The 12,881-nt window shown below is 49.9% G+C and carries 12 protein-coding genes and 1 other RNA gene; 5 read left to right on the top strand and 8 right to left on the bottom strand.

The features are described 5' to 3' along the window. Nucleotides 1–11 precede the first annotated feature (11 nt). The 4 genes from ACO0LB_RS01845 to ACO0LB_RS01860 all read left to right on the top strand — a co-directional run bounded on the left by ACO0LB_RS01845 (nt 12) and on the right by ACO0LB_RS01860 (nt 4,997). On the top strand, nt 12–746 hold the full coding sequence (locus tag ACO0LB_RS01845; protein ID WP_423045891.1) for a histidine phosphatase family protein: 735 nt from the start codon (nt 12–14) through the stop codon (nt 744–746). Between the two features lie 9 nt (nt 747–755). Continuing rightward, complete coding sequence (locus ACO0LB_RS01850) at nt 756–1,520, top strand: SDR family oxidoreductase (protein WP_423045893.1); 765 nt, start codon at nt 756–758, stop codon at nt 1,518–1,520. 138 nt (nt 1,521–1,658) lie between these two features. Beyond that, complete coding sequence (locus ACO0LB_RS01855; protein ID WP_423045895.1) at nt 1,659–2,885, top strand: acyl-CoA dehydrogenase family protein; 1,227 nt, start codon at nt 1,659–1,661, stop codon at nt 2,883–2,885. Nucleotides 2,886–3,284: 399 nt separating this feature from the next. Continuing rightward, a complete protein-coding gene (locus ACO0LB_RS01860; RefSeq protein WP_423045897.1) occupies nt 3,285–4,997 on the top strand; it encodes a long-chain-fatty-acid--CoA ligase in 1,713 nt (570 codons plus the stop codon). A gap of 291 nt (nt 4,998–5,288) precedes the next feature. Here ACO0LB_RS01860 and ACO0LB_RS01865 read toward each other — a convergent pair whose 3' ends face one another. The 3 genes from ACO0LB_RS01865 to ACO0LB_RS01875 form a co-directional block, all read right to left on the bottom strand. Then, a complete protein-coding gene (locus tag ACO0LB_RS01865) occupies nt 5,289–5,693 on the bottom strand; it encodes a (R)-mandelonitrile lyase (RefSeq protein ID WP_423045899.1) in 405 nt (134 codons plus the stop codon). A 134-nt stretch (nt 5,694–5,827) separates the two neighbouring features. Beyond that, nucleotides 5,828–6,655 carry an SDR family oxidoreductase gene (locus ACO0LB_RS01870; RefSeq protein ID WP_423045901.1) on the bottom strand — a complete coding sequence of 276 codons (828 nt, stop codon included), beginning with the start codon at nt 6,653–6,655 and terminating at the stop codon, nt 5,828–5,830. Nucleotides 6,656–6,698: 43 nt separating this feature from the next. Continuing rightward, nucleotides 6,699–7,682, bottom strand: coding sequence for an aldo/keto reductase (locus ACO0LB_RS01875; protein ID WP_423045903.1), 984 nt, complete (start codon nt 7,680–7,682; stop codon nt 6,699–6,701). A gap of 101 nt (nt 7,683–7,783) precedes the next feature. Between ACO0LB_RS01875 and ACO0LB_RS01880 the strand changes: the two genes are divergently transcribed. Beyond that, nucleotides 7,784–8,674: a LysR family transcriptional regulator gene (locus tag ACO0LB_RS01880; RefSeq protein ID WP_423045905.1), complete on the top strand. Its 891-nt coding sequence runs from the start codon at nt 7,784–7,786 to the stop codon at nt 8,672–8,674. 470 nt (nt 8,675–9,144) lie between these two features. On the opposite strand, the gene ssrA is transcribed toward ACO0LB_RS01880, so the two are convergent. From ssrA to ACO0LB_RS01905, 5 genes are all read right to left on the bottom strand, one after another. After that, nucleotides 9,145–9,504: a transfer-messenger RNA gene (gene ssrA, locus ACO0LB_RS01885) on the bottom strand. A 44-nt stretch (nt 9,505–9,548) separates the two neighbouring features. Further along, nucleotides 9,549–10,226, bottom strand: coding sequence for an HAD family hydrolase (locus tag ACO0LB_RS01890; RefSeq protein ID WP_423045907.1), 678 nt, complete (start codon nt 10,224–10,226; stop codon nt 9,549–9,551). A gap of 47 nt (nt 10,227–10,273) precedes the next feature. Next, complete coding sequence (gene ubiG / locus ACO0LB_RS01895) at nt 10,274–10,993, bottom strand: bifunctional 2-polyprenyl-6-hydroxyphenol methylase/3-demethylubiquinol 3-O-methyltransferase UbiG (RefSeq protein WP_423045909.1); 720 nt, start codon at nt 10,991–10,993, stop codon at nt 10,274–10,276. Nucleotides 10,994–11,149: 156 nt separating this feature from the next. After that, nucleotides 11,150–11,803: an outer membrane protein OmpA gene (ompA, locus tag ACO0LB_RS01900; protein ID WP_423045911.1), complete on the bottom strand. Its 654-nt coding sequence runs from the start codon at nt 11,801–11,803 to the stop codon at nt 11,150–11,152. 320 nt (nt 11,804–12,123) lie between these two features. Continuing rightward, nucleotides 12,124–12,795 carry an OmpA family protein gene (locus tag ACO0LB_RS01905; RefSeq protein ID WP_423045913.1) on the bottom strand — a complete coding sequence of 224 codons (672 nt, stop codon included), beginning with the start codon at nt 12,793–12,795 and terminating at the stop codon, nt 12,124–12,126. Nucleotides 12,796–12,881: the final 86 nt, after the last annotated feature.

The following is a 12,881-nucleotide window of genomic DNA, read 5'->3' on the forward strand; positions in this document are numbered from 1 at the left end:
TTGAGGAATTCATGGCACAGATTTATCTGGTAAGACACGGTCAGGCATCGTTTGGTAACCAGAATTATGATCAGTTGTCTGAACTTGGCGTTCAGCAGGCGCAGCATTTGGGGCGTTGGTGGGCGGCGCGGGATATCAACATGTCGCGTGTTGTGACGGGTGCCTTGAAGCGCCATCAACAAACTGCCCAAGCATGTATAGCGGAAATGTTATCGCAATCAGCCGATACGCTCGATACCTCTGCATGGCACACCGATGCTGGCTTTAATGAATACAACCATCATGAAGTTCTGGCGCGTCACGTGCCTGCTTTTGATGATCCGGCTGCCGTGAAACATTTTCTGCTGAATACGCCGAATGGCAAGCAAGCGTTTCAGGATATTTTTGCACAGGCGATCACTCGCTGGATGTCCGGACAGTTTGATGCGGAATACACTGAAACCTGGCATGCCTTTCGTCAACGTTGTGTCGATGCCCTGCACAAGCAACTGCAAGACATGTCTGAGGTGAAAAACCTCGTGATCTTTACCTCGGGTGGCACTATTTCTGCACTGTGTCAGCATGTGCTTGCTTTTCCCGATCCTAAGTTTTCTGAGTTGAACTGGTCATTAGTCAATAGCGCCGTGACGCGCTTGCATGTACAGCCTGCCACACCAGAAAAGCCAGTGCGTCTGGCACTGGCCTATCTGAATAATTTTGCTCATCTGGAGCAACTGAATAATCCCAAATGCATTACTTACGTATAGGAAACAGCGATGAATGATTTGTTTGATTTAAGCGGCAGAGTGGCTCTGGTAACTGGTGCAAGTCGTGGTATCGGGGAAAGCGTGGCCAAAACGCTGGCGGCATACGGTGCTCACGTGATTGTCTCTAGCCGTAAGGCAGAAGCATGCGAAGCCGTGGTGGCGGCCATTGTCGCTGCGGGTGGTAAAGCAGAAGCGCGTGCATGTCATATCGGTGATATGGCGCAGATTGATCAACTGTTTGCCGATATTGAGGCAACGCATGGTCGTCTGGATATTTTGGTCAACAATGCTGCCACAAATCCGCATTTCGGACATATTACCGATACCGATGTCAATGCGTTTCAGAAGACAGTCGATGTCAATATTCGTGGTTATTTCTTCATGTCCTCTGCCGGTGTCAAACTGATGGCAAAAAATGGTGGCGGCAGTATCGTCAATGTGGCATCGGTGAACGGTGTGATTCCTGGTGCGTTGCAAGGCATTTACTCCATCACCAAGGCGGCGGTGATTGCCATGACAAAATCGTTTGCACTCGAATGCGCGGCAATGGGGGTGCGAGTCAATGCCTTGTTGCCTGGCGCGACGGATACCAAATTTGCATCCGCCTTGTTCCACAATCCTGTGATCCTGGAAAAGGCACTCACGCGCATTCCGATGAAGCGGATTGCGGAGCCGGATGAGATGGCTGGCACCGTGCTTTATCTGGCGTCTGATGCTGCCAGCTATACCACGGGCGCTTGTATCAATGTGGACGGTGGCTATCTGGTGAACTGACCCTCCGCTGCAGATAAATCAATTACAACAGTGTTGACAAAGATGCCGGTATTCAGTGTTTGCACTGAATCAATTTGGCAAGCATCAGGTGCAGGTTTGTACCTGATATAGCGATATAACGGAAAAGGATGATGGATCATGGATTTTCAATACAGCGCAAAAGTAAAAGAATTACAGGCTCGCCTTACTGCTTTTATGGACGAACATATCTACCCAAATGAAGCTTTGTTCTTTGGTGAAATCGCCGCCAATCGCAAGGCCGGTGATGCATGGATTCCAACCAAGATCGTTGAACAACTGAAGGCAAAGGCACGCGATGCCGGATTATGGAATTTATTTCTGCCTGAATCGGCGCTGGGCGCAGGACTGACGAATCTGGAATATGCGCCTTTGTGCGAAATCATGGGTCGCTCCCTGTGGTCTGCTGAGGTATTTAATTGCTCCGCACCGGACACAGGCAATATGGAAGTGTTATCGCGTTACGGTACGCCAGAGCAGCAAGAACAATGGCTGAAGCCTTTATTACGCGGTGAAATTCGTTCCTGTTTTGCAATGACCGAGCCGGCAGTTGCTTCCTCGGATGCGACGAACATCGAGTCATCCATCGTGCGTGATGGCGATGAGTACATTGTCAATGGACGCAAGTGGTGGTCATCCGGCGCGAACGATCCGCGCTGCAAAGTGTTTATTTTCATGGGCAAAAGCGATCCGTCGAACGAAAATCGCCACAAGCAGCAATCCATGATTATCGTGCCACGTGATACACCAGGCGTCACTATCCTGCGCTCTTTGCCCGTATTTGGCTACGATGATGCACCACATGGTCACGGCGAGGTGCTGTTCGAGAATGTGCGTGTTCCGGCATCCAATATGTTGCTCGGTGAAGGGCGTGGTTTTGAAATTGCACAAGGGCGTCTTGGCCCTGGCCGTATTCACCATTGCATGCGTCTGATCGGCCTTGCAGAACGCGCTTTGGAAGACATGTGCAAACGCTCTTTGAGTCGCGTTGCCTTTGGTAAGCGTGTTGCAGAACAAGGCGTGACGCTGGAGCGTATTGCGAATGCCCGCATCCTGATTGATCAGGCTCGCTTTTTGGTGCTGAACGCCGCACAGATGATGGATACCGTAGGCAACAAGGCCGCAGCGAAAGAAATTGCGATGATTAAAGTTGCCGCGCCTAACATGGCTTGTCAGGTGATCGACTGGGCAATCCAGGCGCACGGTGGTGGTGGTGTATCGGATGACTTTGGTGTTGCTTATGCCTATGCGCAGGCACGCACGCTGCGTCTGGCGGATGGCCCGGATGAAGTTCATCGTAATCAGATCGGCAAGATGGAGCTGAAGAAATATATGCCCGCAAAATAAGGATGAATGTCACTATCAATGCATCGTCATTCATGGTGGATGACGATGCTTGACGATAGCCGCTGATGCTGATGCCGGTGACGTAGATCAAGTTGCTCATGTCAGTGGTATTAGTGACGATGCATGATGAGTCAGCGCATGCTCTTCATCCTTGCAGTAAAAGCCCCTGAGTCCGTGAAGCGGTCGATGCCGTTTCAAAGGACTCGGGGGCGTTTTCCGTATCGTGGGGCAAGTCAGTCTGAAGTGGTAAAAGAAGATATTCAGGGGAGTATATTGAAAAATATAGCCCCTGCACATGATCAATAAAGCATAAGAAAAATATACTCAGTAGGAGTATTTTTAGGCATTTTGTGACAGCCAAACCGGGTTTTCTATTTTTCAGAAAAGAGAGAGACAATCATGAGTGATACCCCTTGGATCAAATCCTATCCCGCCGGCGTGCATTGGGATGCCGCTCTGGCGACCAGTCCTGTTCCCCAGTTATTGCATGATGCGGTAGCGCGTTGGCCAGATCAGACTGCACTGGAATTCATGGGTAAGAAAACCAGTTATCGCGAGTTGCAGCATCTCGTCAATCAAGCCACAAAAGGTTTTCAGCAACTGGGTGTCAAACCCGGCGTGCATGTTGGCCTGTTTCTGCCGAACACGCCACATTATGTCATCAGCTTTTTTGCTGTGTTACAAGCAGGTGGGGCGGTGGTGAATTACTCGCCGCTAGATGCGGAAAAAGTTCTGGAACATAAAATCGAGGACAGCCAGACCGACATTCTGGTGACGCTTGATATGATCATGCTCTATCCGCAAATGGCTAACATGCTCACGCATACCCGCTTAAAGAAATTAGTCATTGGTAACATCGCTGAAATGTCGCCGTATCCTGATACAGTTCGCGCCAACCTGGAAAAAGCCGGGCAATTGTCTGCGATTCCCACCAACGACGAACATCGCTTATTCGCACAGTTAATCGATAATGATGGCGCCTACCAAGCCATTCCAGCGATTGATCCTAAGCAAACCATCGCCGTACTGCAATACACCGGCGGTACCACTGGTTTGCCAAAAGGCGCCATGCTCACGCATGCCAATTTAACAGCCGCCTGTAGTCAGATCATAGAAACAACCCATACAGAGCCACGCATTCTTGAAGAAGGGCAGGAACGCCTGCTTGCCGTATTACCCTTGTTTCACATCTATGCGTTGACGGTTGATATGCTGTTCGGCATTCGCCTCGGTGCCGAAATCGTGCTTCATACCCGCTTCGACGTCGATGCCGTTGTCAAGGATCTGGCAGGGAAAAAAATCACCGTATTTCCGGGCGTACCGACCATGTACACAGCGATCATTCATTATCCCGATATCAAAAATTTTGATCTGAGCGCACTCAAATTCTGTAATTCTGGTGGTGCGCCATTACCTGCCGAAGTGCTGCAAAAATTTCAGGCAATCACCGGCTGCACGTTGCTGGAAGGCTGGGGAATGACAGAAACCTCACCGACTGGGACATTCACGCCGACTTCCGGTGTACGTAAGCCCGGTTCCTGCGGGTTGCCAACACCTGGCATCAGCTTTAAGTTTGCCAGCATCGATGATCCCCGGACTTATGTTCCGCGCGGTGAACGTGGCGAAATCTGTGTTGCGGGCGCCAACATCATGAAGGGTTACTGGAACAAGCCCGATGCCAATCGTGATGCGTTCACTGCGGACGGTTATTTCCGCACTGGCGATGTCGGTTACATGGATGAGGATGGCTTCATCTACATCGTAGATCGCACCAAAGACATGATTTTGTCTGGTGGCTACAACGTCTATCCACGCAATATCGAAGAAGCGATTTATCAGCATCCGGCGGTTGCGGAAGTCAGTGTGATCGGCATTGCCGACGAATATCGCGGACAAGCCGCAAAAGCCTTCATCAAACTGAAAGCAGGGCAGGGTGAGCTGACTTTTGATGCGTTAAAACTCTTCCTCAAAGATAAACTCGGCAAGCACGAAATGCCACAAGAAATGGAAATTCGCGCTGACTTACCGAAGACCCCTGTGGGTAAATTGTCGAAAAAAGAGTTGTACGACGAAGAAGCAAAAAAACGCACGGCGACCAGCGTTACCAGTTAATAGCTTTGAGTAATTAGTCCCAATAGCAGACACAGAGATTACTTGCTTACGCATCAAATGGGATGCGTAAGCAAGGTGAAACACCAAAGAAATAGATTGTGCATGCCTTCTTGCCACGTACCCAAACACTCATTCTTGTGCGCTGGCAGCAGCAAGAAAGTATCTCAATTTGCACGCTCACCGCCTGTGCTTATTTCTGCCTCATCAAGCGCTCTGTTCAAAATGCGGTAGTCTGTTTTGATTACGTCTACAGCACAGTATTCGCATTCTTTTGGAGCGGGAATTGGTAGTTCATTGTATTCCAGCGAGGTATTCCTCATCGGTGACCTTCTCCAGCCAGATGACGTTCGTTCCATCAAGCGCCTCCTGTATGGCGATATGCGTCATGGCGGTGGTGGGTGTGGCGCCGTGCCAGTGCTGATGACCGGGAGGACACCAGATGACGTCCCCGGCTCTGATCTCAGTGATAGGTTCGCCTTCGCACTGAGTCCACCCGCAGCCAGACGTGACAATCAGCGTCTGCCCCAGTGGATGCGTGTGCCATGCAGAACGGGCGCCGGGTTCGAACGTGACGCTGGCGCAGGAGACGCGTGAGGGAGCGGGCGCAATGTTGAGCATGTCGATGCGTACGTTCCCGATGAAGTATTCCTCGGGGCCTTTGACTGAAGGCTGTGAACCTGGGCGTTTGAGTTGCATAATTGGTGTCCTTGAGATTAATTACCAGGGATAGCTTTAGAGATTGCTTTAGAGATTAATAGCTGGTTTCAGTTTTGTAGTGCGACGCATAACGTCGCTATACCTGCCGCTATACTTGTCGCCATACCTGCCGCTTACTTCGGAGCGAGTTCTCCGTACCAATAAGATGCCGTCACACCGCCATCCATCAGGAAATCGCTGCCTGTAATAAAGCCTCCCTCCGTACCCATGAGTAATGCGCCGACAGTTCCGACTTCGTCCGGTGTGCCGCCGCGTTTGGCGGGTGACAGATGAATCATGCGGCGATACCCTTCGCCGCGCGGACCATTAAGCTCATCCCTGGCGAGAGGTGTGAAGATAATGCCGGGACTGATCGTGTTGACGCGCGCGCCATGTTTTCCCCAGCGTACAGCTTCTGCCATGACGCGCAGAGAGTTTCCGCGTTTTGCAAGTTGATAGGCATGTAGCGAGTCTTTGACCTGATCAGGCTGAAGCATAGGCAGCGCTAGCAAGTCTTCCGTCGGCGTAATCGCGAGCGCGGTGTTTTGGTCGTTGCTCAGAGCGGGCAAGCGATGCCCCGATTGCGAAGCAATCACGACGCCAGCACCGCCCTCTGCTATCACGTTACCGAATTCTTCCAGAACAAGGGCGGTGCCGTATAAATCCACTTTAAGAATAGTTGCCGGAGCAGCTTGCGACGGGGAGACACCTGCGGCATGGATCAAACCCATGACGCTGCCTATTGCGGTAGCGGTTTGTACGAGCGCATGAACCGACGCGCGTGACGACACATCCACGACAGCCGTTGTTACCTCAAAGCCTGCATCAGCAAAAATCTTCGCAGCGGCATCCGCGTTTTCCTGTTTCAGGTCAGCGAGCAACACATGTTTACCGGCACCGACGCGGCGTGCGATAGCCTGGCCGATGGAACCAGTGCCGATAACAACAATCACATTCTTCATAGTCATTCCTTCCGTGTAAATGATGTTGGTTAGCAGTGCATCTTCACTTGCCGACCAGTTTTTGCCGATCTGCAGAATAGCGTGCTCCCTGAATTGGAACGCTGGAAACGACGGCTTCAATTTCGCTCAGTTCTTCTGGTGACAGCACGACATCCACAGCACCAAGGTTTTCTTCAAGTCGATGCAGCTTGGTCGTGCCGGGAATCGGAACGATCCAAGGTTTCTGAGCGAGCAGCCAGGCCAGCGCAAGCTGAGCTGGCGTGACTTGTTGACGAGCGGCGATGTCTGCCAGTACGTCCACCAGCGCGCGATTTGCCTGACGCGCCTCCGGTGCAAAGCGTGGCACGGTATTGCGGAAGTCTGTTGCGCCAAACGCTGAATTGGCATCAATGGCACCTGTCAGAAATCCTTTGCCTAAAGGGCTGAATGGCACAAAGCCGATACCAAGCTCCTCAAGCACTGGAAGAATTTCTTTTTCTGGTTCACGCCACCACAATGAATACTCGCTTTGCAGAGCGGCGACGGGCTGGATTGCGTGCGCACGACGAATGCTTTCTACCCCTGCTTCGGATAGTCCGAAATGCTTCACTTTGCCTTCCTGAATCAGCTCTTTGACGGTCCCAGCCACATCTTCGATAGGGACATTCGGGTCAACGCGGTGCTGGTAAAACAAATCAATGCGGTCGGTACGCAAGCGTTTCAGCGCTTCTTCAGCAACTTGACGAATGCGTTCAGGCCGACTGTCCAGCCCTTTGCTCACGTCGCCATCCCTGAAACCGAATTTGGTGGCGATCACGACCTGATCACGCACAGGCGCCAGCGCTTCGCCAACTACGCTCTCGTTGATAAACGGGCCATAGGCTTCCGCCGTATCGAAGAACGTAATGCCGAGCTCAACACCGGCACGAATCAGTTTGATGGCTTGCGTCGTATCGGTGGCAGGTCCATAGCCGTAGCTCAGACCCATACAGCCCAGACCGAGTTCGGAAACGGTAAGGCCACTACGACCTAGCTGACGTGTTTTCATGATCTTGTTCCTGTTGGTTATTGATGTCGTGTAGGTTAGGCCAATTGACATTCAATGACTAGACTGCTAAAACGACATTCACATATTAGGAGAACTAATCAATGGCAGTTTTCGATGATCTTGCCGCCTTTGCGGCGGTGGTAAGAGCAAAGAGCTTTACGCGTGCAGCAGCACAGATTGGCGTTTCACAATCGGCTCTCAGCCAAACAGTCCGATCATTGGAACAGAGACTTGATCTGAAGCTGCTCAACCGCACCACGCGCAGCGTTGCTCCAACGGAAGCGGGCGAGCAGCTGTTCCGGACAGTCGAACCAAGGCTGCAGGAGATCGAAGCCGAGCTGACGGTTCTTGGTAACCTGCGTGGCAGGCCGGTTGGCACCGTTCGAATCACAGCGACCGAACATGCGGTACGGTCGATCATTTGGCCACGACTTTTGCCGTGGCTACCCAACTATCCGGAAATCAAGATCGAGATCAGCAGTGACAACCGCTTTGTTGACATCGTGGCAGAGCGTTTCGATATCGGCATTCGTCTGGGCGGCGATGTTGCCAAAAATATGATTGCATTACGCATTGCACCAGACATGCGCATGGTGGTCGTGGGAAGTCCCGCTTATTTCGAACGTAATCCACCTCCACAAACACCAGCGGATCTGAGCGAACACGACTGCATTGGATTACGTCTGCCAACCTATGGCGGTTTGCTGCCCTGGGAATTCAAGCATGGTGAGCGAATCTCGTCCATTCACGTTGAGGGCCGCCTCGTGTTTAACCGTAGCGACCTGATGGCCGATGCCGCTGTTGCAGGCAATGGACTTGCCTGGCTGCCGGTTGACATGGTGCGTGAACACATTGACGCAGGGCGGCTACTGACAACGCTCAATGATTGGGAGATTACCTTTCCGGGATATCATCTTTACTATGCCAGTCGTCGCTCTTCGTCAGCGCTTTCGCTTGTTGTCGATGCATTGCGACTTCCAAAATCACGCTGATCGAATATGAGGCTATCGATAACATTTCGCTTGCGGGCATTTTGGTTAAGATTTTTCTTTTTTAATATCGTAAGGCGTCCATGCTTGCATGGCTATCTGCCCATGTATGATTTTGGCCTTCTAGCCATTGAAGAGCAGCGTGTGCAAACGCAGTAAGCGCGAATACCACGAAGCCTCGCGCTTTTCTCCTGCAATTTGAGGTTTGCTGTATTACTTTCGTTTCTTTGCGGAGATGACCAGAGCCATCGTTACCTGCGACTTACAGTATCGGTTTTTGCCTTGCAAGCCTTAATGTGATGTCTGGATAAGTGTTGAGACTGATTGTTTTGCGCTTTCCGCACGGACGAAAAAGCCCGGATATCCGGGCTTTTTCGTGTTGTCATTTTATTGTCATTCCAGGGTTCAAATCATCCCAAATAACCTCATTTAATGACAGTTGTAAAATCATAAGTCATTGATTTTATTAATATTGGTGGAGTCGGCGGGAATCGAACCCGCGTCCAGAAGCACTCTACAGACAGTTCTACATACTTAGTGCTGCCATTTGATTTAATCTTGACGACGCGGACGCACACGCTGCGGCAAGACGAGTTACCTATTATTTAATCAAGAACCAAGTAACCCGATTCAAGACGATTCCATATGAATGTCCTTACTGCTGTTGCCAGCCCACCCTATGGACGAAGTGGTGTAAGGTTAGCCGGTATTAAGCGGCTAATGCGTACGAATTATCGTTTGCAGTTATATAGTTCAGATTGTATTTACGAGGTAGTCTGGCCTCGGTATGCCCTGCGCTGCTTTGCAACCCCTGTCGAAACCTGGTCGACCCCTAAGCTTTGCTAGTATATCTCATATGTGGCCAATGGCGAGAGTTTCAAGAGCCTGCGGTCTGTAAATGTTTGGCTCGGACCAGTTCCAGCAATTCCAGCGGGCTGTCGATGATGGCATCGGCTTTCCAGTGCTTGGGTTCGGTGGCGCCACAATATCCCCAGGCGGCGGCAATACTAGTCATGCCTGCTGCTTCGGCAGCCTGAATATCGCGTAGGTCGTCACCAATATACCAGCAGTTTTCTGCGCGTATGCCCAGTTGTCTTGCGGCTTCCAGTAGAGGAGCTGGGTGTGGTTTTGCATGTGCTGTGGTATCGCCGGAGATGACGCAGCGTGATTCCTGTAAGTCTAATAAGGGAATTAACGGTTTGGTGAAGCGCATTGCTTTATTGGTAACGATTCCCCAGGGAATTTCCATTACGTCAAGTCCGCGCAACAAATCTGGTACATGTCTGAACAGGTTGCTATGTACAGCGATCGCTGATTCATATTGGTTCAGAAATTCAACGCGCATTGCTTCATATTCTGGTTGTTCTGGCGTGATGTTGAAACCAGCACCAATTAAACCTCGTGCTCCTGCTGACGCGAATGGGCGCAGGCTGTTGTATTGGACAGGAGGGAGTTGGCGCTTCAGCCGCATACTATTGATTGCTGCCGCCAGATCGGGAGCCGTGTCTGCCAGGGTTCCGTCGAGGTCAAACAAAATTGCTTGTGGTGATTGCATGTGAAATTATTCGTAAATTGCGTGAGGAGCGTGGATGGCGTATGTACTCAGACTGGCCGGATGCAGGCTACCATATAGTTGACACTGGTATCGTTATTAATGGAATAGATTTTGGTGAGCGGGTTATATCCCAGCCCTTTCATGCCATGAACATGCAAACCGGCATTACGGATATCTTGTGATAATTCTGCTGGCGTAATGAATTTAGCATAATCATGTGTGCCCTTAGGGAGCAGTTGCAACAGATACTCAGCCCCAATGACGGCAAACAAATAGGATTTTGGATTGCGATTCAGTGTAGAAAAAAATACATGGCCACCTGGTTTTACCAGCGTAGCGCAGGCTTTGATAATGGACGCGGGGTCGGGCACATGTTCCAGCATTTCCATGCAAGTGACGACGTCATATTGCTCTGGCTCTTCTTCTGCCATTAACTCGGCGGCAATTTTTTTGTAGCGAACCTGAATGCCTGACTCTAATCCATGTAAGTCAGCGACTTTCAGTGCTTTGTCAGATAAATCAATACCTGTGACTTTAGCGCCTTTTTTTGCCATTGATTCCGCCAGAATTCCGCCTCCGCAGCCGATATCAATCACAGTTTTTCCTGCAAGCGCTACCTGATTATTAATCCACTCAAGCCTCAGAGGGTTAATTTCATGCAATGGTCGAAATTCAGATGACGGATCCCACCAGCGGTGAGCCAAATCACTAAACTTTTGAATTTCAGAAGGGTCTGCGTTCAGATTGGAGATAGGTGGATTGCTCATGCTCGAAAAGTAGGAGTGGATCACAAAGCTGTATTGTATGTGATTAGGCGTGGAGCTGCTGCGTACAGTCTTTGTTGTAGTCTGTCAAACCTCAAATAAACAGCAATAAAAAAACCCGCCGTAGCGGGTTTTTTTTGATCAAAACCGTAATGAAGATTACTTCAGATTGCGAGTACCAACAACTTCGATTTCAACGCGACGGTTTTTAGCGCGGCCAGCAGCTGTTTTGTTATCTGCAACTGGTTGTTTTTCGCCTTTGCCTTCAGTGTAAACACGGTTAGCTTCGATACCTTTGCTTACCAGATATGCTTTTACTGCTTCAGCACGACGGATAGACAATTTTTGGTTGTATGCATCAGTACCAACGGAGTCAGTATGACCAACAGCGATAACTACTTCCAGATTGATTGCTTTCAGCTTGGATGCCATGTCATCCAATTTTACTTTTGCTTCTGGTTTCAACACAGCTTTGTCGAAATCAAAGAATGCATCAGCAGCGAAAGTAACTTTTTCAGAGGTAGGTGCTGGAGCAGCAGCGGGAGCAGGTGCTGGAGCTGGTGCCGCAACTGGTGCCGCAACTGGTGCTGGAGCTGCTGGTTGAACCAAAGGTGCATCGCAACCTGGAACTGCATCAGCAGGTGTCCAGTAACCTGTACGCCAGCACAGACCAAATGGATCACGAGCGATTACGCCGCGGCCATCTTGCACATAGCCACTATGTGGCTTGTTGGCGTTGATGTCTTGTTGTGCGGAAGCAGAAAAGGAAGCTACTGCGGACGCTGCGATAACGAGCTTGACTAAATTTTTCATATTTCTCCTCTCGGGTGAGATTTATTACCGCAGATAAACTGCGCAAATGACTGCATAAAACCTGATAGTAACACGGGCTTGATGACATTACTATTTCATCAAACACTTACTTTTAGATATTCATATTTTGCCATAATTGGCAAGATTGCGACGATAATTGTTAAATCAGCAAAGTTACGTTTAGTTAAATTTGTCGCATTTTGGCAACTATGTTGCTGTTGTGATAAATGTCTTGTGCCTATCCCGTCTGTTTTGGTGCATGTCCTATGCGCAGTTATTTTTCGGAGAGATTTTTTTTGTGATTGGATTGCGTCTTTATTTTATTTAGCAGTGCCCTGTACCTCAACGACGACTCTGCGATTCGGTGCCAGGCATTCGACCAGTTTGGCATGAGCCAATTTATCATCGCAGGCCTTGATTTGCTGAGTCTTCCCCATGCCCATGGTTTCTATCTGTGCGCTGACACCTTTGGCGGTCAGATAGTCCGCTACTGCGCTGGCGCGCTTTTCAGAGAGTTTCTGGTTGTGTTGATGTGATCCTATTAAATCAGTGTGTCCTGTCACTACCACGACATTCACTGTTGAGCAGGCGTTGATTTTGCTCATGACTTCATTGTCGATGTGTTGTTTCGCGACGGGTTTTAATGTGGACTGATTAAAATCAAATGTTTCATCGTTTTGCAGTGTTACCGAGAAATCGCAACGTTTTGGTGCAGCAGCTTTGGGTTCGACTTTTGGTGCTTTCGTTACTACGGCTGCGGCTGGCGCTGCCGCTGGTGTTGATGTCAGCGCGGCATCGCAACCTGCAACTGCATCGGCAGGTGTCCAGTAGTTTGTTCGCCAGCATAATCCGGTGCTATTACGCACAACCACACCCCGGCTATCTTGCACGTAGGCGCTGTACGGCGTATTGGCTTTGATGTCGGCAACCTGTGCGAAAACAGGTGCGACTATGGCTGTCATGATGCTGGCAGCGAAGATTTTTTTGATCATAAATGTCTCCGTAATTATCAAATTGTGACTTGATTTGGTTTTGTTATGAACTGATTAAATCATAAAAAATCTGACACTTGCTGTCA

The sequence above is a fragment of the Undibacterium sp. SXout7W genome (genome assembly GCF_049339385.1).
In the GTDB taxonomy this organism is placed as follows: domain Bacteria; phylum Pseudomonadota; class Gammaproteobacteria; order Burkholderiales; family Burkholderiaceae_D; genus Undibacterium.

What these genes read in the sequence shown, in the direction of transcription:
- ACO0LB_RS01845 (WP_423045891.1), top strand. Translation starts at nt 12, where the DNA reads ATGGCACAGATTTATCTGGTAAGACACGGTCAGGCATCGTTTGGTAAC.
- ACO0LB_RS01850 (WP_423045893.1), top strand. Translation starts at nt 756, where the DNA reads ATGAATGATTTGTTTGATTTAAGCGGCAGAGTGGCTCTGGTAACTGGT.
- ACO0LB_RS01855 (WP_423045895.1), top strand. Translation starts at nt 1,659, where the DNA reads ATGGATTTTCAATACAGCGCAAAAGTAAAAGAATTACAGGCTCGCCTT.
- ACO0LB_RS01860 (WP_423045897.1), top strand. Translation starts at nt 3,285, where the DNA reads ATGAGTGATACCCCTTGGATCAAATCCTATCCCGCCGGCGTGCATTGG.
- ACO0LB_RS01865 (WP_423045899.1), bottom strand. Translation starts at nt 5,693, where the DNA reads ATGCAACTCAAACGCCCAGGTTCACAGCCTTCAGTCAAAGGCCCCGAG.
- ACO0LB_RS01870 (WP_423045901.1), bottom strand. Translation starts at nt 6,655, where the DNA reads ATGAAGAATGTGATTGTTGTTATCGGCACTGGTTCCATCGGCCAGGCT.
- ACO0LB_RS01875 (WP_423045903.1), bottom strand. Translation starts at nt 7,682, where the DNA reads ATGAAAACACGTCAGCTAGGTCGTAGTGGCCTTACCGTTTCCGAACTC.
- ACO0LB_RS01880 (WP_423045905.1), top strand. Translation starts at nt 7,784, where the DNA reads ATGGCAGTTTTCGATGATCTTGCCGCCTTTGCGGCGGTGGTAAGAGCA.
- ACO0LB_RS01890 (WP_423045907.1), bottom strand. Translation starts at nt 10,226, where the DNA reads ATGCAATCACCACAAGCAATTTTGTTTGACCTCGACGGAACCCTGGCA.
- ubiG (WP_423045909.1), bottom strand. Translation starts at nt 10,993, where the DNA reads ATGAGCAATCCACCTATCTCCAATCTGAACGCAGACCCTTCTGAAATT.
- ompA (WP_423045911.1), bottom strand. Translation starts at nt 11,803, where the DNA reads ATGAAAAATTTAGTCAAGCTCGTTATCGCAGCGTCCGCAGTAGCTTCC.
- ACO0LB_RS01905 (WP_423045913.1), bottom strand. Translation starts at nt 12,795, where the DNA reads ATGATCAAAAAAATCTTCGCTGCCAGCATCATGACAGCCATAGTCGCA.